The sequence below is a fragment of the Micromonospora sp. NPDC005413 genome (assembly GCF_040606435.1).
GTDB lineage: Bacteria > Actinomycetota > Actinomycetes > Mycobacteriales > Micromonosporaceae > Micromonospora.
This window is the reverse complement of sequence record NZ_JBEXEV010000026.1, coordinates 20,028-40,294: the sequence shown is the minus strand read 5'-3', so window position 1 is coordinate 40,294 and position 20,267 is coordinate 20,028. Positions and strand designations below refer to the sequence as shown.

Below are 20,267 nucleotides of genomic sequence, written 5' to 3'. Positions count from 1 at the left end.
GATTACCGGTTTCCCCACCCGTCACGGGAAGAACCGGCGAGTCACGTCATGGTGGCGGCAATTGTGCGAGCTGAACGAGGCGTACGCCCTCTCGTCGGGTGACCAGCCGGCCGCGTCCCGGTGGCAGCGGCCCGGGCCGCACCGGCCCGACGAGTGCGCCCTCCTCCGGGCTGCCCGCCATCACCAGACCGGCGGTGGACAGCTCCCGCAGCCGCTGCACGATCGGCTCGTACTGGGCGCGGCCCGCTCCACCGGATCGGCGGGCCAGCACCAGGTGCAGCCCGACGTCGCGGGCGTGCGGCAGGTGCTCCTCCAGCGCACGCAACGGGTTAGCCGGCCCGGCCGCCACCAGGTCGTAGTCGTCCACGAGCACGAACAGCTCGGGCCCGGACCACCAGGACCGGTCACGCAGTTGCTGCGGGGTGACCTCCGGCCCGGGAGCCCGCCGCTCCAGGTAACCGACGGCCGACTCGACCAGGTCGGCGGTGTGCGCGGCAGCGGTGCCGTACCCGATCAGGTGTGGCGTCTCAATGGCACCGAGCAGGCTGCGCCGGTAGTCGACCAGGATCACCCGGGCCTGCTCGGGAGTGAACCGGGTGATGATCGACGTGGCCAGTGCGCGCAGGAACGACGATTTGCCGCACTCCGAGTCGCCGAAGACCACGAAATGCGGCTCGGTGGCGAAGTCGAGCAGCACCGGACGCAGGTCCGCCTCCGCGATCCCGATCGGCAGCCGCAGGCCGGTCGTCGCCGCGAGGTCCAGATCGGCGTACGGCAGCACCGGCGGGAGCAGCCGGACCCGGGGCGCCGGAGCGCCCGCCCACCCGTCGGCGACCCGCTTGACCAGGTCGGCGGTGTCCCCGCTGGCGACGGCGAGCTGGGGCAGCGCGGTGAGGAAGTGCAGGCCCTCCGCGGTAACCCCTCGGCCGGCGCGCTCGGGCACGTTCGCGGCGGCACGCCGGGCCACCAGCGAGTCGGCCGGGTCGCCGAGGCGCAACTCCAGCCGGGAGCCGAACAGGTCCCGGATCGCCGGGCGGAAATCCAACCAGCGCAGCGCGGTGGCGACCACGTGCAGCCCGTACGACAGGCCCCGGGTGGCCAGATCGGTGACCAGTGGCTCCAGGTCGTCGTACTCCCCGCGGACGGTGCTCCAACCGTCGATCACCAGGAACACGTCGCCGAACGGGTCGGCGCCCGGCTGGCTGGCCGTACCGGCTGCGGACCGGCGCTGTCGGTACGCGGCCATCGACTCCACGCCCAGCTCCGCGAAGCGGCGCTCCCGATCGGCCAGCAGGGTTGTCATCTCGCCGACGGTGCGTCGTACGGCGGTCGGGTCGGCACGACCGGTCACCCCGCCCACATGCGGGAGGTCGCGCAGCGCGGCCAGCCCGCCGCCGCCGAAGTCGAGGCAGTAGACCTGCACCTCGGCAGGGGTGTGGGTGAGCGCCAGCGCGCAGATCAGCGTGCGCAGCGCGGTGGACTTGCCGCTCTGCGGCGCACCAACCACCGCGACGTGCCCGGCTGCCCCGTCCAACGCCAGCCAGAGCAGGTCCCGGCGCTGCTCCAACGGTTTGTCCACAACGGCCAGCGGCACTCCGAGTGCCCCGTGCAGCTCCGGGTTGCCCACGGTGAGCCCGCGCTTCGGGTCCACCTCGACGGGGCCGAGCAGTTCGTCCAGGGCCGGCGGCTGACCGAGCGGCGGGAGCCAGACCTGATGCGCCGGCGGGCCCTGCCCGACGAGCCGGTCCACCAGCAGGTCGAGCAGCGTCTCTCTGCCCTCGTCCTCAACCACGGCAGGCACCACCGGGGTGACCGGCTCGGGCACCGGCACGACGTGGGTGGTGAAGGTGAGCAGCCGTGCGCCCCCCTCGGCGGTGACGCCGGCCGTCGCGGTCCGACGGCGGACGGCACCCGAGACGTACGCGGCCTTGAACCGGGCCAGCGGATCGGTGCCGCTGCGCAGGTAGCCGTGGCCCGGCGAGCGGGGCAGCTCGTGCGCGTCCGGCACCCCGAGGACGGTGCGGGACTCCAGCGCGGAGAAGGTACGCAACCCGATCCGGTACGAGAGGTGGGTGTCCAGCCCGCGGAGCCGTCCCTCCTCCAGCCGCTGGCTGGCGAGCAGCAGGTGCACGCCGAGCGACCGGCCCAGCCGGCCGATCTGCACGAACAGGTCGATGAAGTCGGGCTTGGCGGAGAGCAGTTCGGAGAATTCGTCGCAGATCAGCAGCAGCGACGGCAGCGGGGCCAGTGGGCTGCCGGCCGCCCGGGCCCGCTCGTAGTCGCGCACGCTGGCGAAGTTGCCGGCGCGCCGCAGCAGCTCCTGGCGGCGGACCAGCTCCCCGTTGATCGCGTCGACCATCCGGTCGACCAGGGGCAACGCGTCGGCCAGGTTGGTGATCACGGCAGCGGTGTGCGGCAGCCGGTCGAACGAGGCGAAGGTGGCACCGCCCTTGAAGTCGACCAGCACGAAGTTGAGCTGCTCGGAGCTGTGCGTGGCGGCCAGCCCCAGCACCAGCGTGCGGAGCAGCTCGGACTTGCCGGAACCGGTCGCCCCGATGAGCAGGCCGTGCGGGCCCATCCCGTCCTGGGCGGACTCCTTGAGGTCCAGCTCGATGGCACCGCCGTCCGCACCCACCCCGATGGGCACTCGCAGCCGGTCCCGTGCCGAGCGCGGCAGCCAGCCCTGCTCGGCCGTGAAGCTCTCCGGGTCGCCGAGACCGAGCAGCTCGGGAAGGCCCAGGTCGGCCTGGAGCGGGGCGTCCGGCCCGCGTGCCGTACCAGCGAGCCGTAGCGGCGCCAACCGTCGGGCGATCGCCTCGGCGTCGGCGAGGTCGAGCTGGTCGGCGCTGCCCACCTCGGCGTGGCCATCGGACGACCACGAGTGCAGCCGCCGGCCGTGCAACTCCAGCAGCAGCGCGTACCGGTCGAGCAGCCGAGGCGGAGGGGTGTCCAGGTCCAGCACTGTGACCGCGTCGATGCCGCCGTCACCGGTCAGGTCGCTGGCGCCGGTCAGGTCACCCCCGTCGAGGACCACCACCACGTGCGGGCCGTCGGTGGCCGGGCCGGTCGGGCTGAACCGGGACCGGGTGGCCAGCACGTCGGCCAGCAGCCGTTCCAGCTCGGCGGCGGAGCTGGTGACCAGCCGTACCGGGCCGAGCGCGTCGGTGCGGCCGGGATGGTGGGCGTGCGGAAGCCATTTCACCCACTCCCAGCAGGTCCGGCGTTCCGGCCCTGCGCAGACCGCGACGAGCAGCTCGTCGGGGGCGTGGAAGACGGCCAGTTGGGTCAGCACGGCCCGGACGAGCGCCTGCGCTGCCGGGTCGCCGGTGGGTTGCCCGCTGGTGGTCGGGCCAGTGCCGCCGGGGCGGCCGGCGGGCCGCACGTGCACCCGGGCGAAGCTGCGCAGCGACAGCGCCACCGGCAGGTCCGGCACCACGGAGTACGCGTCCAGAAAGCGACGCAGCGCGCCAGCGGTCATCGGCTCCAGCTCCTCCAGCGGCCGGGTGACCGGGGGAACGAGCGGGGTGGCCAGGGTCTGTGGCCCGACAGCGACTCGCACCACCGCGAAGTCCGGGTCGGCGGGTCGCCGCTCCCAGACCCGGTGGCTGTCCACGGTCGACCAGAGTCCGCCCGGGTCCGGGTGCCGGTAGTAGAGCCCGGCCCGCTGCTGCCCGGCGGTTCGCCGGACCCGCCGCCGCAGCGTGGCCAGGTGGCGCAGGTACTCCCTGCGGGCGGCCATCATCTCGGACTTCTTCGGGGTGCCGGACGCGCTGCCCCAGGAGGTCACCAGCATCGCCAACGACGAGAGCCCGAACATCCCGCCCACCACGTACGAGTAGGCGCCGCCGCCCCGGCCGAACATCATCGCCATCGCCACCGTGCCGCCGAGCATGGGCAGCAGCATGAACATCTGCTGCCACCGCCCGCCGGTCACCACGGGGATCTCCGGCGGCGCCTCGACCGGCAGCTCGCCGGCGGGGATCTCCGGTGCTGGTCGACGCGGCGGACGCTTGATGACGACGGTGGACACTCGGCCTCCTGACAGCGCTGGGTAACCCGAGCCTGGCTCATGGTAGGTAAAGTCCTGTCGTCCGCGCAGCCTCCGATCCCCCTCGATATGGAGATCAGTCGATGACTACCGGGCTGGCCCGCGTCACCATCAGCGCGCCGCACCGACGGGTGGACGTCGCCCTGCCGGAGCAGGTGCCCCTGGCCGAGCTGCTGCCCGACGTGCTCCGGCACGCCGGCGAGGGGCTGGCCGACGACGGCGAGCAGCATGGCGGTTGGGTGCTGCGCCGTACCGACGGCGCCCTGCTGGCGACCGCCCAGGCGCTCCTGCCACAGGGGGTCCGCGACGGTGAGGTGCTGCACCTGGTGCCGGCCCGCGCGCACTGGCCCGAGTTGGAGTACGACGACGTGATCGAGGCGATCGCCGACGGTGCCCGCCGCCGTGGCGGCGCCTGGTCGCCCACCGCCACCCGGACCGCCGGCCTCGCCGGTGCCGCCGTGCCGCTCTCCGTCGGGCTGCTCGCTCTGCTCGCCGGTGGCCCGACGCACCGGGCTGGCTGGCTGGCGGCCGGCGTGGTGGCGCTGCTGCTCACCGTGGCCGGCACGGTGGCCTCCCGCGCCAACGGCGACGGCACCGCCGGGGCGACCCTCGGCGGCTACGCGCTGCCGTACGCGTTCACGGCCGGTGCCCTCGCGGTCGGCTCCGGCGACCCGATCGGGCCGTTCGGGCCGGCCCGCTGGGTGGGCGCTCCCGAGTTGCTGGCCGGCTCGGTGGCGCTGCTGCTGGTGGCGCTGATCGGCCTCCTCGGGGTGGCCAGCCGGCTGCGGGTCTTCGTAGCCGGTGTCACGGTCGGCCTGATCGGCGCCGGGGCCGCGCTCGGCGGGCTGCTGCTCACCCCGGCCGGCACAGCGGCGGTGCTGCTCAGCGCACTGGTCTTCGCCGTCGGCGTGATCCCGCTGCTGGCCATCCGGCTGGGCAAGCTGCCGTTGCCGCCCATCACCCTGCCGACCTCGACCCCTGCGGAAGAGCCGGAGCGAGCCCGGGACCTGCCGGACCGAAGCCGGGTACACGCCGCAGTGACGCGCACCGAGGAGATGCTCACCGGGATGTTGATCGGGCAGGCCCTGCTGGCGGTGGCCGCGGCGGTCGTACTCGGGGTTGCCGGCGGAACGGCCGGTCGGGTGCTCGTGGCGGTCACCTCGGCCGTGCTGCTGCTGCGGTCGCGGCTGTTCGTGGCGCTGCGGCACCGGGTGCCGACGGTGCTCGCCGGGTTGGCCGGCTACGCGGTGCTCGGCGCGGTGCTGGTCGACCGGGCCGACGACGCCGGGCAGTTGGCGCTGGTCCTCGGCGGGGCGGCGCTGGCCCTGGTGGCCGTCGCCGGCGGCACCGGGTACGCCCGCCGACCGGTCTCGCCGTACCTCGGGAGGGTCGCGGACCTCACCGACACGGCCCTGGTGGTCGCCGTGGTGCCGATCGCCTGCGCGGTGCTCGACCTGTACGACCGGGCCCGAGGGCTGCTCGGGTGAGCGACCCTCGGGCCCGGCACGTCAGCAGTCGTCAGTGCGCGGCTTCGCCACGCGCCTCGGCGTCCCTGGCCCGCTGGTAGGAGGCGTGGACCTCGGCCTCGGCCTCGGTGCGGCCGACCCAGGTCGCGCCCTCCACCGACTTGCCGGGCTCCAGGTCCTTGTACACCTCGAAGAAGTGCTGGATCTCCAGCCGGTCGAACTCGCCGAGGTGGTGGATGTCGCGCAGGTGCTCCTGGCGAGGGTCCTCGTAGGGCACGCAGAGGACCTTGTCGTCCCCGCCCTTCTCGTCGGTCATCCGGAACATGCCGATGGTGCGGCAGCGGATCAGGCAGCCCGGGAAGGTCGGCTCGGGCACCAGCACGAGAGCGTCCAGCGGATCGCCATCCAAGCCCAGGGTGCCCTCAATGAACCCGTAGTCGGCCGGGTACTGGGTGGACGTGAAGAGGGTGCGGTCCAGCCGGATTCGGCCGGTCTTGTGGTCCACCTCGTACTTGTTCCGGTGACCTTTCGGGATCTCAACCGTCACGTCGAAATCCATCTGCACGCTCCCTCGTCTGCCCACGCTGGCTAACGGAACCACTGGCGGCCCTCCGGACAGGCGAATGCCCACCCACCGACTCCGGCCGCCGCATAGTCTTCGGACCGAAGTAGTGTCACCCAAGCCGATTTTTGCTGGGGGAGGAGGGGGTCGTGGGGAGGGAAGATTCACACTACCGCCCGGACGGGGGCTCCGCGCACGGTACCGGACGATCGGGCTCCGGCGGTGCCACGGGGCGGGTCCCGGTGCCGGAGGCCCACCTCCCACGCGCTCCCGAGCCAGCGACCCCGGCACCGGAGACGGTGCCCGAGCGCCCTGCGCCGCTGCCATGGCGCCCGCTCGCCGGGTCGGCCCCGTCCAGCCCGAACACCGGTCGCTTCCCGGTGGTCGGCGGTGATCAGCCGGTGAGTGGCCCGCCGCGCGGGAGCGCCGCGGTTCCGGTGAGTCCGGCGTCGGGCGGCCCGCCGCGCGGGAGCGCCGCGGTTCCGGTGAGTCCGGCGTCGGGCGGCCCGCCGCGCGGGAGCGCCGCGGTTCCGGTCAGTCCGGCGTCGGGCGGCCCGCCGTCCGGTCACGCGCCGACCGCCCCGGACCCCGCCGGCGTCCCACCGCTGGGTCCGCCGATCTCCGCGCTGCCCGCGCCCGCCGGTGCCGCACCGGCACCCGCGCCCGCGCCCGTCACACCGCGCCGTCGGCGGCGGCTGCCGGTGGTGCTGGCCGTCGTGCTGCTGCTGGTGCTCGCCGGCGTCGGAGTCGTCGTGACCCGGCCGGGCCCGGTCGCCGGGTGGCTGGGCGACGACGCCGGGTCCGCGCCGACCGCCGCTGGTGTGGCCCCGGAGCCCGACCCGTCGGACGTGCTGGCCGGTCCGGACGCGAACGCCCCGGTGCCCACCCCGGATGGGGTTCGTGCCGCGCTGGATCCGCTGGTCGCTGCCGCTGCCCTGGGTGACCGGGTGAACGTCTCGGTGGCCGACGTGATCTCCGGCCAGACGCTGTTCGCGAAGGGGGCGGACGACGGCACGGTGCCCGCCTCGGTGACAAAGCTGGCGACCGCGGTGACGGTGCTGGCAGCCCGCGGACCCGGCTACCGGATTCCGACCCGGGCGGTGGCCGGTGCGAAGACCGGCGAGGTGGTGATCGTCGGTGGCGGCGACCCCACCCTCGCGATCGACAAGAAGGGCTACTACCCGGGAGCGGCGCGCCTCGACGATCTGGCCGCCCAGGTGCGCACCGCGCTCGGCGGCACCACCCCGACCAGTGTCATCGTCGACGGCTCGGTCTACTCCGGCCCGGTTTTCGGCCCGGGCTGGGACGACGACATCCCCACTGGCGGCTCTGGCGGCGCGGTGACCGCGTTGATGACCGACGGCGCGCGCAGGGACCCGGGCGTCGAGCACGGGGCCGCCGCGCGGTTCGCCGAGCCGGACCTGGCCGCCGGCAAGTCGTTCGCCCGGCTGCTCGGGGTGCCGGCCGACGCCGTGAAGCGTGGCGCGGCCCCGGCCCAGGCCGCGGCCGGTGGCCCCCCGGCACCGGGCACCGAGTTGGGCGTGGTGCAGTCTCCGCCGCTGATCCGGATGGTGGACATCATGATCAGCGAGAGCGACAACCTGGTGGCCGAGGCGCTGGCCCGTCAGGTCGCGTTGGCTCGCAACCAGCCGGCCTCATTCGACGGGGGCGCTGCCGCGATGGACGCGGAGGTGGCCGAGTTGGGCCTGCCCGCCGACGAGATCACCCTCTCCGACGGCAGCGGCCTGTCCCGCCGTAACCGGATCAGCCCGTCGTTGCTGACCGACCTGGTCCGGCTGGCGGCCAGCCCGGATCACCCGGAGTTGGCCGGCGTCTTCGGTGGTCTGCCGGTGGGCGGCTGGTCCGGGACCCTGAACGAGCGCTACCGCAATGCCCCCGGCACCGCCGCCGGGGCGGGCACCGTCCGGGCCAAGACCGGCACGCTGACTGCCGTGCACTCCATCGCGGGCCTGGTCACCACGGCCGACGGTCGGCTGCTCACCTTCGCGGTGCTCACCGACAAGGTGCCCGGCGGGAAGGAGACCGCCCAGCCTGAGCTGGACCGGATCGCCGCCGCGTTGGCCAGCTGCGGCTGCCGCTGACCCGTCGCCGGTCGGAGTTTCCGGCCCGCACCGGAGCCGCCATCGGCGTCGATCGGGGGCGCGAGCCCGGGCCGGGGTGTCGCGGCGCGGGTACGGTGGGTCCATGGCGCAGTTCGTGGACTGGGATCTGGCCGCCGCCACCGCGGGGGCGTTGAGCAAGTCGGGCCCCCGGGTGTCGTACACCGAGGCCACCGACGTGGTCGGCGACCTGCGCCGGCTGACCGACGAGGCGGCCGGGCACGTGGCCGACTACACGGGCCTGCGGGCGCAGGTGGCGCATCCGCCGGTCCGGGTGGTCGATCGCCGCGACTGGGCCGCGACGAACATCGCCGGTCTTCGCGAGGTGATCACCCCGCTCGTGAGCCGGCTCTCCGGCGACAAGCAGCCGGGCGCGTTGACCGAGGCGATCGGGTCTCGGCTGACCGGGGTGCAGGCCGGGACCGTGCTGGCCTACCTCTCCGGCCGGGTCCTCGGCCAGTACGAGGTCTTCTCGGCTGAGCCGGGCCAACTGCTGCTGGTCGCACCGAACATCGTCGAGGTGGAGCGCAAGCTCGGCGCCGACCCACGGGACTTCCGGCTCTGGGTGTGCCTGCACGAGGTCACCCACCGCACCCAGTTCACCGCCGTCCCGTGGATGCGGGCCTACTTCCTCAGCGAGGTGCAGGCGTTCGTCGACGCCTCGTCCAGCGGGAGCGAGCATCTGGTCGAGCGGCTGCGGCGCGGGGTGGCCACCCTGTCCGAGGCGGTCCGTGACCAGGAGAGCCGCACCAGCGTGCTGGACATCGTGCAGACCCCGGCGCAGCGGGCCGTTCTGGACCGGCTCACCGCGTTGATGACCCTGTTGGAGGGGCATGCCGAGTTCGTCATGGACGGCGTCGGCCCGCAGGTGATCCCGAGCGTGGAGCGGATCCGCGCGTCGTTCAACCGACGCCGGGAGGCGGGCAACCCGCTGGAGAAGGCGATCCGCCGGCTGCTCGGGGTGGACGTCAAGATGCGCCAGTACGCCGAGGGGCGCAAGTTCGTGCACGGCGTGGTGGAGCGGGTCGGCATGGACGGGTTCAACTCGATCTTCAACTCGCCGCTCACCCTGCCCCGGCTGTCCGAGTTGGGCGACCCGGATGCCTGGGTGGCCCGGGTGCACGGCCCGGCCGGCACCATCCCGGCCGCCGGCTGACAACCCGCCGGTGGCCGCGCTCGCCCCGCCGGTGGCCGCGATCCGGGTGGCGGTCCGCCGCGTCCTGACCGGGCTGCCGTCCGGCGGGCCGGTGCTGGTCGCCTGCTCCGGGGGTGCCGACTCGCTCGCCCTTGCGGCGGCCACCGTGTTCGTGGCGCCTCGGCTGGGCAGAACCGCGGGGCTCGTCACCGTCGACCACGGCTTGCAGGAGGGCTCCGCGGAGCGCGCCGAGGCGGTGGCCGCCTGGGCCCGTGGGGTCGGGTTCGCGTCGGCGACCGTGGTCCTGGTTGAGGTGGCGGGGCGTCCAGGCGGGCCGGAGGCGGCCGCTCGGGAGGCCCGCTACCAGGCGTTGACCGAGGTGGCCCGGCAGCAGAACGCGGTCGCGGTGCTCACCGGGCACACCCGCGACGACCAGGCGGAGACGGTGCTGCTCGCGCTCGCCCGGGGCGCCGGCCCACGCGGATTGGCCGGAATGCCCCTTCGGCGGGAGTTGGACGGGGTGCCGCTGCTGCGTCCGCTGTTGGAGATCGGTCGGGAGCAGACGCTCGCCGCGTGCGCCGTGCTCGGGCTGAGCCCCTGGCAGGACCCGCACAACACCGACCCGTCGTACGCCCGGTCCCGGGTACGGGCCGACGTGATGCCGGCGCTGGTGCGGGCTCTCGGGCCGGGCGTGGTGGACAACCTCGCGCGTACCGCTCGGCTGGTGGCGGCCGACAACGCCGCCCTCGACGAGTTGGCCGAGACGGCGCTGGCGGCGGCCCGGTGTTCCGACGGAGGGCTCTCCGTGTCGGCGCTGGTCGGCCTGGTTCCCGCAGTGCGCGGCCGGGTGCTGCACCGCTGGGCGCGTGAGTTGGGCGCCGTGGCGGGTGCGCTGTCGTATCGGCACGTCAATGCTCTGGACGCCCTGGTGACCGAGTGGCACGGTCAGGGCCCGGCCGACCTGCCCGGGGGTGTCCGGGTGCTCCGCCGCGCCGACCGCCTGGCCCCGGTGGACCCCACCTGACAGATCCCTTCGGGGGTGGGTGCACCGGTCTGGCTGGTCTCAGCCGCTGTGCGCGCGATCCCGGAAGGTGGTCCGGTAACTGTGCGGGGTGGCGCCGACGCGGCGGCTGAAGTGGTGGCGCAGCGCCGCCGCGTCGCTGAAGCCGGCCTGGTCGGCGACGGCTTCCACGCTCAACGGGGTCTCCTCGAGCAACCGTCGGGCGAGCAGCACCCGCTGGTTGGTGAGCCAGTCGTGCGGGGTGGTGCCGGTCTCGGCGCGGAACCGGCGGGCGAACGTACGTGGTGCCATGTCGGCGCGGGTGGCCAACTCCTCCACGGTGATCGTCCGATCCAGGTGACCCATCAGCCACTCCAGCACCGGCTCCAGGGTGGGCGCCTCGGGTGCCTTCGGGATGGGCGCCTCGACGTACTGTGACTGGCCGCCGTCGCGGTGTGGCGGGACCACCATCCGCCGGGCCAGCCGGGTCGCGGTGGTCGAGCCGTGCTCCTGGCGGATCAGGTGCAGGCAGGCGTCGATGCCGGCCGCCGTGCCCGCGCTGGTGAGCAGCCGACCGTCCTGGACGTAGAGCGAGTTGCAGCGCACCCGGGCGCGCGGATGCCGGCGTTGCAGCTCGTCCACGTACCGCCAGTGGGTGGTGCATTCCCGGTCGTCGAGCAGCCCGGCCTCGCCGAGCAGGAAGGCGCCGGAGCAGACGCTGAACAGGTGGGCTCCGCGCGCGTCGGCCCGGCGCAGCGCGTCGAGCACCGGGACGGGAACGGTGGTGCCCTGGCTGTGCGCGGGGATGGCCACCAGGTCGGCGTACTCCAGCGGGCCGAGGTCGGCGTGCGGGGTGAGGTGGAAGCCGGACGAGGTACGCACGGGAGCGCCGTCGGGGCTGCACACCTGGAAGTCGTAGCCGGGGAAACCGTCCGCTGTCCGGTCGGTGCCGAACACCTCGGCGAGCACGCCGAGCTCGAAGGGGGCGACCTGGTCGAGGGCGAGGACGGCGATGGACCGGAGCATGTGACGAGGGTAACCCGGCAGGTGGCGGTAAATCGATGGTCAATGGCATTCCTGCCACTGTCCGGTCGGCGCGAGTGGTCGCAGACTGGGTTCAGTCCGGTGCGCACCGGCGGCGAAACCGACAGCAACCATGCGAAAGCGAGCGCCGCCATGGAGTTCCTGCTCTTCCTCCTGTTCCTCGTCCTGCTCGTCGCCGCCTCGGCGGCCGGCCTCACCGTCGACAGTCACGATTCGGCCGACTGGAAGCCCAGCGACGGCGGCCGCCGCTGGCGGTCACGCACCAACTGATGTGATTCGCATAATTTGTGCAGAAAATCCCTGGCGGGACCGCGCCAAAAGGTGCGGCCCCGCCGACGGAGGCCAGCAGACGTACGGCAGGCTAGGAGTCATGGCTGACGGCTCCTGGTACGACGCCGACATCGACCACGTGATCATCTCAGAGGCGCAGATCCGCGAGAAGACGGCGGAGCTGGCCAAGCAGGTCTCCGCCGACTACGCCCACGTGGGCGACGGACTGCTGCTCGTGTGCGTACTCAAGGGCGCGGTGATGTTCATGGCGGACTTCGCCCGGGCGTTGGGCCGCAACGGCCCGCCGGCGGAGCTCGACTTCATGGCCATCTCCTCCTACGGCCAGGGCACCACCTCCTCCGGGGTGGTCCGCATCCTCAAGGACCTGGACCGGGACATCGCCGGTCGGCACGTGGTGGTCGTCGAGGACATCGTGGACTCCGGGCTCACTCTCTCCTGGCTGCTGCGCTACCTGGAGTCGCGCTCGGCGGCGAGCGTCGAGGTGGTCGCGCTGTTCCGCAAGCCGGACGCGGTGAAGGTGCCGGTCGGAGTGAAGTACGTCGGCTTCGACATCCCCACTGAGTTCGTCGTCGGGTACGGCCTGGACTTCGGTGAGCGCTACCGGGAGTTGCCGTACGTCGGGGTGCTCAAGCCCGAGGTCTACGCCCGGACCTGACGCCGGCCCGGTGGCGGTGTGAGACCGACTCGCATCGGCATCCATCAAGCCGACGTTCAGCGCGCTCTCAGTTGTTGCGGTTACCGTGGACCCAGGTGGCCCGGAGGTTCCTCCGTGCCCGACCCTCCTCGACCGCGTGACCGGGCGTTCGGGTGGCCGGGCCGGACTCCCCGCCACGCCGGTTTCTGCCCGGACCCGCCGTACGTCGTTGCGGGGCTGGTGGGCCTGCCCACGGTGCGTGCCGTCGATGTCGACGATGCGCCGAGTGCGGGGCTCGCAAGCTCACTCCTCGCGTACACGGTGTACCGTCGAATGACCGCGGCGCGGCAGTTTGCGTGCCTCGGGGTCGAGGCCGGCCCGCACGGCGGCTCCGGCCGCCGCACACGCGGCGACACCATCAGACGGTCAGGATGTCGATCAGGAGGATGCGGGCGCCCCGGCGCTCGACAACAGTATGGAACGTACGCGTTTCTTCCGCCGACCGGTGGTCTGGATCATCCTGGTCATCCTCGGCGCCGTTGTGCTCAGTCAGCTGTTCACCGCTGGTCCCAGCTACCACCGCGTGGACACTTCCGTTGCGCTCGATCAGCTCCACACCGCCAAGATCAATAAGGTCGTCTTCCAGGACAAGGAGCAGACGCTCCAGCTCGACCTGGCCCAGAAGACAAAGTTCGGTAAGACCGAGACCGACAAGATCGAGGCCCAGTTCCCGTACCAGGCCGGCGACCAGGTCTGGAACGAGGTGCTGGACGCCAAGGCGGCCAACCGCGTCACCGGCCCGGCTGATGCCAAGGTCTCGTCGGACAGCATCTGGGTGAGCCTGCTGGTCAACCTGCTGCCGATCGCGCTGCTTGTCCTCCTGCTGCTGTTCTTCATGTCGCAGATGCAGGGTGGCGGCTCCCGGGTGCTCAACTTCGGCAAGTCCAAGGCGAAGATGATCACCAAGGACACTCCGAAGACGACCTTCGCGGACGTCGCGGGTGCCGAGGAGGCCGTCGAAGAGCTGTACGAGATCAAGGACTTCCTGCAGAACCCTGCGAAGTACCAGGCCCTGGGCGCCAAGATCCCGAAGGGCGTGCTGCTGTTCGGCCCGCCCGGCACCGGTAAGACGCTGCTGGCCCGCGCGGTCGCCGGCGAGGCCGGAGTGCCCTTCTACTCCATCTCCGGCTCCGACTTCGTCGAGATGTTCGTCGGTGTCGGCGCCAGCCGGGTCCGTGACCTGTTCGAGCAGGCCAAGACGAACGCCCCGGCGATCGTCTTCGTCGACGAGATCGACGCCGTCGGCCGGCACCGTGGCGCCGGCATGGGCGGCGGCCACGACGAGCGCGAGCAGACGCTCAACCAGTTGCTCGTCGAGATGGACGGCTTCGACACCAAGGGCGGGGTCATCCTGATCGCGGCCACCAACCGGCCGGACATCCTCGACCCGGCGCTGCTGCGCCCGGGCCGGTTCGACCGGCAGATCCCGGTGGACGCCCCCGACATGGAGGGCCGCAAGGCCATCCTGCGGGTGCACGCCAAGGGCAAGCCGTTCACCCCCGACGTCGACCTCGACGCCGTGGCCCGGCGTACCCCGGGCTTCAGCGGCGCGGACCTGGCCAACGTGATCAACGAGTCGGCCCTGCTCACCGCCCGCAAGGACCAGCGGGCGATCACCAACGACTCGCTCGAAGAGTCGATCGACCGGGTGATCGCCGGTCCGCAGCGGCGGACCCGCGTGATGAGCGACCAGGAAAAGAAGATCACCGCGTACCACGAGGGTGGGCACGCGCTGGTCGCCTGGGCGCTGCCGCACGCCGCGCCGGTGCACAAGGTGACGATCCTGTCCCGTGGTCGCTCGCTGGGCCACACCCTGGTGCTCCCGACCGAAGACAAGTACACCCAGACCCGCGCCGAGATGATCGACACCCTGGCGTACGCGCTGGGCGGTCGGGCCGCCGAGGAGCTGGTCTTCCACGAGCCCACCACCGGTGCTGGCAACGACATCGAGAAGGCCACCCAACTGGCCCGCGCGATGATCACCCAGTACGGCATGAGCTCGAAGCTCGGCGCGATCAAGTACGGCACCAGCGGGGACGAGCCGTTCCTCGGCCGCAACATGGGCCACGAGCGGGACTACTCGGACTCGGTTGCCGCCGAGATCGACGGCGAGATGCGGGCACTGGTCGAGCTGGCGCACGACGAGGCCTGGGAGATCCTGGTGGAATACCGGGACGTCCTGGACAACATCGTGCTCGAGCTGATGGAGAAGGAAACCCTCTCCACGGCCGACATGGCGCGGATCTGCTCCCGGGTGGTCAAGCGCCCGCCGCTGGTGCCGTACAACGGCTTCGGTAAGCGCCAGCCCTCCACCGAGCCGCCCGTGCTCACCCCTGCGGAGAAGGACAAGCTCAAGGTGCAGGCCCAGGCCGACGGCGCGCAGGCGTCGGTCGGCGGCGGGGCACCGTCCAACAACTCGGACGGCACGCACTGAGCAACGACCCGACGGCCAGCTCCCCGCACCGGGAGCTGGCCGTCTCCGCGACCGAGCCCGACGACGACGGGCTGGACTTCGTGGCCGCGCGGCTGATCAGCGGCAAACTGACCGGCCGCCCGGTCGAGGACGCGGTCGACCTGGGCCGGATCGAGAAGGCCGTCCGGGAGATCCTGATCGCGGTCGGCGAGGACCCGGACCGCGATGGGCTCCAGCAGACGCCGGCCCGGGTCGCCCGCGCGTACGCCGAGCTCTTCGCCGGCCTGCGGGTCGACCCGGCTCAGGTGCTCAGCACCACCTTCGAGGCCAACCACGAAGAGTTGGTGATCGTCCGGGACATCGACGTGATGAGCCTCTGTGAGCACCACCTGCTGCCGTTCCGCGGCAGCGCACACATCGGCTACATTCCCGGCCCGGACGGGCGAATCACCGGCCTGTCCAAGCTGGCCCGTCTGGTCGAGGTCTTCGCCCGCCGGCCTCAGGTGCAGGAGCGGCTCACCTCGCAGGTCGCCGACCTGCTAATGAGCAAACTCGCCCCACGCGGCGTCGTCGTCGTACTGGAGTGCGAGCACATGTGCATGGCGATGCGCGGCATCCAGAAATCCGGTGCGAAGACCATCACGTCGGCCGTCCGCGGGATCCTGCAAACGGACTCCAAGTCACGGGCCGAGGCGATGGCGCTGATCATCCCCCGCTGACACCCCGACGCACCACGGCCGGCCGACCCCTCCCGGGACGGCCGGCCGTTGGCGTCCTGGACCCGCTCGTCCTCCCGAACAGCCTGCGGCTGATCAACCGGCGGCGGGTCAGCCTGGGAGCAGGGCCAGTAGGAGGCCAGCAGTCACCAGCACCGCCGGCATCAGGCAGACCAGCGCGCCGAAGCGCACCGTACGGTCCAGCCGCTCGCCGGGGCCGACGCGGAACAACCGCCCGATGCCCACCCAGCCGGCGACGAACGCGACCGCCGGCATCGGCAGCCCGCAGATCAGCGCCACCACACTGGCCGGGCCCGCCCCGGTCACCGCGTACACCACGACCTGGATCAGCGGAACCAGAAGCGCCAACGGCCCGTACACCAGGAGATTGCGCGCCCGCGCGGGCCAGGACCCCGGCTGGAACCGCCGGCGCGCGGCCAGGGCCGCGTCCGCCGCCTCCGCCCGGCCCCGCGCGGCCCGCAGCGCCGCCAGCACGGCCGCCGGGCCGCCCCCCATCGACCGGGCCGCCTCGGTCAGCTCCGGCGGCGACGGCACCAGCGAGATCGCCGGTACGCCCAGCTCCCGCAGCCGTTCCTGCTGGCTCGCCAGCCCGGTACGGACCGCCGTCAGCTCCTCCCGGGCGGCCTCCGCCGACCGGGCCTGCTCACCTGCGGCGGCAGCCGCGCTGCGGCGTACCCCGTCCAGCTGACGGGCCGCGGCGAGGTACTCCGCCCAGACCGTGCTGGGTTCCACCGCCGCTGATGCGGCCTCCCCGCCCGCCGCAGCGGTCCGCTGCCGCCCCGGCCCGGTCACCGTCGCGTTCGGACCCATCTCGACACCTCCCGCGCGCACCACCGGATCACCCGGCCTCGTCAGCGAACGGCACCAGGACCGTGCCACGCTCGTCCGGACCGTCCCAGAGCACCGCCCGGTCGGGGCGTGCCCGCCACTCCACCGGCCGGCCGAAGACCGCCGCGAGTTGCGCGGCCGGCACGTCCAGCACGGCCACAGCGGCCAGCTTGCCCACCTCGCCGTCCGGCTCCAGTAGCGCGACGAACGGCGGCACCGCGCGCCACCAGCCCAGCAGGTGTCTCCCTGCTGGCGGCCCGTCCCGCAGTAGTGCACGCAGCCGGTCCACCGGCAGCTCCCGAGGGCCCGGGCGGTCGAGCCCGAAGACCACCAGATACGTGGGCAGCTCATCGGCCGTGTCCGCGAGGAGCGTCGGCAGGTCCACCATCGCGGCCGAGTGCCGGGCCGCCAACTCGACCGTCAACGCCTCCGCCAGCGGTCGGGAGCCCGGGTCCGGTGCGGCCACCAGGAACCGGGCGGTGCCCGGGGAATGGTGGCCCGCGGTGCTCCGGGCCGCCGTCGCCAGCATCCCGCCTGCCGTGGCACCCGACCCCAGCACCGCGAGGTTGCGCCCGGCCGCCGGACCCATCGGTACGGTCACCGTCGAGCGGGCCACGTCCACCGCCCGGCCCAGTAGGGCAGCCGGCCCGTGCGCCTGCCCGGCCAACGCCGCCCGGTATCGCGGATCGTTGCCCAGGAGCGGCCGGGCGTACCCGGCGAAGACCACCGGCGGCGCCGACCCGGCCGGCCGGGCCGCCCACAGCTCGTGCCGAAGCCCCTCCACCGCCTCCGGGTGGTCCTGCGGGTCGGGGTGACGGATCAGCCGTTCGTGACCTCGGGTCGCACCCCGGGGGCCGCCGAGCCCGCCAGCGGTGTTCACCACCGCGCTGCCCACCGGCAGGCCCGCGGCCGAGTCGTTCGTCGGCTCCAGCACCGGGCTGCCGCCCGGCAGCGCCACCCGCACCGGGAACTGCCCGAGCACCGAATCCCGATGCCCGGCATCCGCGCGGGCACTCAGCCCCAGCTCGCCCGCACCAGCCAACACCAGGTGTACGCCGAACGCCCGACCGGCCCGGGCCAGCGCGTCCAACTGGGCGGCCACCTCAGCGGCCAGCCGGTCCCGCTCGGCGAAGAGAGCGGGCACATTGTCCAATACACAGACGATCCGAGGCAGCGGCTGGTGCTGGCGGAGCTCAGCGAAGCGTTGCCCGCCGGCCCGCGCTCCAGCCTCCGTCCGGCGCTGCACCTCTGCCGTCAACTCCTCAAGCAGGTCCCGGACGTACTCCCGGTCGGCGGCCATCGCGGCCGCCCGCACCTGCGGAATCCACGACCGGTCGCGTTCGGTCTGCAGGAACTCCACAAACGACTCGCCGTCCCCGAGATCCACCAGATAGAGCGCCAGCTCGTCCGGGCCATATCGGGCGGCCAGGCCGAGCAGCGCGGTGGTCAGGAACGCGGCACGGCCCGCCGTGGACCGGCCACTGACCAACCAGTGCGGGGTCAGTTCGTTGAAGCCCAGCGGCACCGACCGGCCCCCGGCATCGCCGACCGTGGTGGTCAGCCCGTCCGCGGAATCCGACTCCCACAGCCGCTCACCCGTCTGCGGTAGCAGAGCCGCCAACGCCAACCGGGAACCCGCCTCCACCTGCTCGGCGAGCCGCCGACAGACCGCGTCGACCAGCTCGGCCGGCGGGTCCGGCTCGACGAAGACCGGCGAGTTCAAACCGCCCGGCGGATCGGCGCCCGGGCCAGCGAAGGACGCACCCGGCGGATCGCCGAGCAACGCGTACGCGTTGCGCAGCGCCAGCGGCGTCGTGTGCGGCAGCGGTGCCCGGGCCGCGTACGGGCCGGCGGGAGGCCAGCCGGCCACCACCAGGTGCAGCCCCGCGGCCGGCCCCTGCTCGGCCAGCGCCTCAATCCGCGCCAGATCGGTCGGGCCGGTCGACTCCGGCAGCGCGGCGACCACCAGCAACAGCGTGCGGTCATGGCGGCGCCGCCCGCTCGCCCCCGGCGTCACCCACTGCTCCGCCTCGGTGAGCACCGCGCGCAGACCCGCCACGTCCACGGCTGGCGGCGGCAGCAGGCCAGCATCAGCGAGCGCGCCGAACGGGGTCAGCGCAGCGCCCGTGGCATCCACCGCGCGAATCAGCAGGGCACCCGCCGGCGCCGCACCCAGCAACCGCAGCAGTACGGCCCGGAGCAACCCCGCCACGCGCGGCTCCCGGGCGTCAGCGTCCACGCTCAGATGGCCGGTGCCGACGAGTGGCACCAACGCGGGGAAGCGGGCGTCGTCCAACGGCGCCGCCGTGCCGACCCGGACGAACGGTGGCGGCCCGTCACCCGCCGGAGAGTCCACGGTGAGCGAATCCAGTGTCGCGCCGGACCAACCCGGGGCCAGCCGTGCCGCGACCGCCCGCAAGCGGTCGGCAACCTCGTACTGGCGGCGCTGGTCGGCAGGGGCCGGTCGGGTCTCGTCCAGGATCCCGGCGGCTGCGGTCGCGACGGCCGCAGCTCGGCGGTGCAGGGCTGCGGCGCGGCTCGTGCGTGCCTTTGGACCGGCCACCGCGTCCACCCCCTCTGCCCGAGGTTCGCAACCCCTCCCGAGCAGAGACGGTATCCCAGCCGAGGGCGCTCCTCCGGGAGGTGCCACGGCGATGCGCCGGTGTTGTCGTGGATCTCACCGGTGGGGAAGGGTCCGTCACGATCCGCTGGATCTGAGGCATTGGCTCCGGGGCGTGCAGCCGATAACGTCAGGAGGTGGAATCAGTGCAGCCCCCCGCCGGTTCCCAGGTCTCCCGCGTACCGGCCCAGCGGACACCGTCCGAGCAGCTGCCGCCCGCCCCCGTAACGCCGGCGCCGCAGCCGCCCCGCCGCCGCATGCGGACGGTGCTCACGGTCGTCGCCGGGGTGCTCGCCCTGCTCACCATCGGAGCTGTCATCACCGGCTACGTGTGGTACGACCGCGCGTCAGCTCCGGACCGCAGCACGCCGGACGTGGCGGTGGTCAACTACCTGCAGGCAGCACTCGTCTCCCATGATCCGGTCAGGGCAAAATTGTTTACCTGCGACGGTGCGGTCCCCGCGGTGGATGAGTTCGCCGCTCAACTGTCCCGACGGGAGCAGGAGTTAGCCGTCTCCTTCTCGATCAACATCGAGAACGTCGCCGTTTCAAAGACCGCTGAGGCCGATGCATCGGTGATCGCTGTCATCCGGCGGAGCGCCTCGATCGACGGGGTTCATCAGAGCTTGGCAGACACTTGGCGGTTCGATGTGAAGGACAGCGATGGATGGCGCGTCTGCGCCGGCACCAGAATCAGCTGATCCTTATTCAATCCACAGAAGGTGCACTGGCACCTCCAACGTGGTGGGTGACTGGCCGCGCCAAGCCCAGCGGTACCACTCCACCTCGGGCGTGATTCGGACGCAGATGTCCCCCTCGGCGCCCGAGTAGGTCTCGGTGACCGCTCGCAGGTCGCGGTGCTCCAGACCGCTCTCGACGTGCACGACCCGGCGCCCGGTGACGGCGTCCGCCTCGAAGACGGGCGTCGGGGTCCGGTGAGCCGGGCCGTCCAGCGAGACCAGACGGATGCCGGTGCCTCGGGCACCCTCCGACCCTGGTGGCTGACTGCCGACGGTCTCCACCCAGACCCGTTCCACCGGCACCAACGGCGCGAACACCTCGACCTGGTCGGCCTCGGCCCGGTACCACTCGTGCTCGGGGATCACCGGCACATAGGTCCGGGCGCCCTGCACCACCCGGTCGTCCGCGCGCAGGTCGCCCCGCCAGCCCAACCCGGGCAGCCCGACCAGCACCCGTCGCCCGCGTAACTCCACCCGCTCGGTGGCGGGGACGACAGCCAGCGGGCGCGGTGGCCGGGGTGCCCAGTCGGGCTGGTCGGCGAACGGGTCCGGCAACGGTCCGGTCATAC

Annotated in this window: 15 protein-coding genes; 9 read left to right on the top strand and 6 right to left on the bottom strand. The window is 73.0% G+C overall.

Annotation, left to right across the window (positions count from 1 at the left end; genetic code table 11):
* Positions 1–46 precede the first annotated feature (46 nt).
* Entirely contained in the window at positions 47–4,030 is a 3,984-nt protein-coding gene (eccCa, locus tag ABZS37_RS23575) for a type VII secretion protein EccCa (protein ID WP_355172197.1), read from the bottom strand.
* Positions 4,031–4,131: 101 nt separating this feature from the next.
* Between eccCa and eccD the strand changes: the two genes are divergently transcribed.
* On the top strand, positions 4,132–5,535 hold the full coding sequence (gene eccD / locus ABZS37_RS23570) for a type VII secretion integral membrane protein EccD (protein WP_355172195.1): 1,404 nt from the start codon (positions 4,132–4,134) through the stop codon (positions 5,533–5,535).
* 31 nt (positions 5,536–5,566) lie between these two features.
* On the opposite strand, the gene ABZS37_RS23565 is transcribed toward eccD, so the two are convergent.
* Positions 5,567–6,073, bottom strand: coding sequence for an inorganic diphosphatase (locus tag ABZS37_RS23565; protein ID WP_355172193.1), 507 nt, complete (start codon positions 6,071–6,073; stop codon positions 5,567–5,569).
* Between the two features lie 629 nt (positions 6,074–6,702).
* Between ABZS37_RS23565 and dacB the strand changes: the two genes are divergently transcribed.
* The 3 genes from dacB (at position 6,703) to tilS (ending at position 10,355) form a co-directional block, all read left to right on the top strand.
* Positions 6,703–8,178, top strand: a complete 1,476-nt coding sequence (gene dacB, locus ABZS37_RS23560) for a D-alanyl-D-alanine carboxypeptidase/D-alanyl-D-alanine-endopeptidase (RefSeq protein WP_355172306.1) — start codon at positions 6,703–6,705, stop codon at positions 8,176–8,178.
* 103 nt (positions 8,179–8,281) lie between these two features.
* Entirely contained in the window at positions 8,282–9,352 is a 1,071-nt protein-coding gene (locus tag ABZS37_RS23555; RefSeq protein ID WP_355172191.1) for a zinc-dependent metalloprotease, read from the top strand.
* Between the two features lie 10 nt (positions 9,353–9,362).
* A complete protein-coding gene (gene tilS / locus ABZS37_RS23550) occupies positions 9,363–10,355 on the top strand; it encodes a tRNA lysidine(34) synthetase TilS (RefSeq protein WP_355172189.1) in 993 nt (330 codons plus the stop codon).
* A 39-nt stretch (positions 10,356–10,394) separates the two neighbouring features.
* On the opposite strand, the gene ABZS37_RS23545 is transcribed toward tilS, so the two are convergent.
* Positions 10,395–11,357, bottom strand: coding sequence for a helix-turn-helix domain-containing protein (locus ABZS37_RS23545; protein WP_355172187.1), 963 nt, complete (start codon positions 11,355–11,357; stop codon positions 10,395–10,397).
* A gap of 99 nt (positions 11,358–11,456) precedes the next feature.
* Between ABZS37_RS23545 and ABZS37_RS23540 the strand changes: the two genes are divergently transcribed.
* The 4 genes from ABZS37_RS23540 to folE all read left to right on the top strand — a co-directional run bounded on the left by ABZS37_RS23540 (position 11,457) and on the right by folE (position 15,492).
* Positions 11,457–11,645 (top strand): hypothetical protein, encoded by a 189-nt coding sequence (locus ABZS37_RS23540; protein WP_355172312.1) that lies wholly within the window; start codon positions 11,457–11,459, stop codon positions 11,643–11,645.
* 100 nt (positions 11,646–11,745) lie between these two features.
* Positions 11,746–12,321: a hypoxanthine phosphoribosyltransferase gene (gene hpt / locus ABZS37_RS23535; protein WP_354994594.1), complete on the top strand. Its 576-nt coding sequence runs from the start codon at positions 11,746–11,748 to the stop codon at positions 12,319–12,321.
* A 454-nt stretch (positions 12,322–12,775) separates the two neighbouring features.
* Positions 12,776–14,794 (top strand): ATP-dependent zinc metalloprotease FtsH, encoded by a 2,019-nt coding sequence (ftsH, locus tag ABZS37_RS23530; RefSeq protein ID WP_355172185.1) that lies wholly within the window; start codon positions 12,776–12,778, stop codon positions 14,792–14,794.
* 35 nt (positions 14,795–14,829) lie between these two features.
* Positions 14,830–15,492: a GTP cyclohydrolase I FolE gene (gene folE, locus ABZS37_RS23525; protein ID WP_355172304.1), complete on the top strand. Its 663-nt coding sequence runs from the start codon at positions 14,830–14,832 to the stop codon at positions 15,490–15,492.
* Positions 15,493–15,600: 108 nt separating this feature from the next.
* On the opposite strand, the gene ABZS37_RS23520 is transcribed toward folE, so the two are convergent.
* Together ABZS37_RS23520 and ABZS37_RS23515 are read right to left on the bottom strand one after the other, a co-directional pair.
* The gene (locus ABZS37_RS23520; RefSeq protein ID WP_355172183.1) at positions 15,601–16,320 is read right to left on the bottom strand and encodes a hypothetical protein; all 720 of its coding nucleotides are present in this window, start codon (positions 16,318–16,320) and stop codon (positions 15,601–15,603) included.
* A gap of 28 nt (positions 16,321–16,348) precedes the next feature.
* A complete protein-coding gene (locus ABZS37_RS23515; protein ID WP_355172181.1) occupies positions 16,349–18,910 on the bottom strand; it encodes an FtsK/SpoIIIE domain-containing protein in 2,562 nt (853 codons plus the stop codon).
* Positions 18,911–19,224: 314 nt separating this feature from the next.
* Here ABZS37_RS23515 and ABZS37_RS23510 point away from each other — a divergent pair, with 314 nt between their 5' ends.
* Positions 19,225–19,659: a hypothetical protein gene (locus ABZS37_RS23510; RefSeq protein ID WP_355172179.1), complete on the top strand. Its 435-nt coding sequence runs from the start codon at positions 19,225–19,227 to the stop codon at positions 19,657–19,659.
* A gap of 3 nt (positions 19,660–19,662) precedes the next feature.
* Here ABZS37_RS23510 and ABZS37_RS23505 read toward each other — a convergent pair whose 3' ends face one another.
* Positions 19,663–20,265 (bottom strand): hypothetical protein, encoded by a 603-nt coding sequence (locus ABZS37_RS23505; protein WP_355172177.1) that lies wholly within the window; start codon positions 20,263–20,265, stop codon positions 19,663–19,665.
* Between the last annotated feature and the right edge of the window lie 2 nt (positions 20,266–20,267).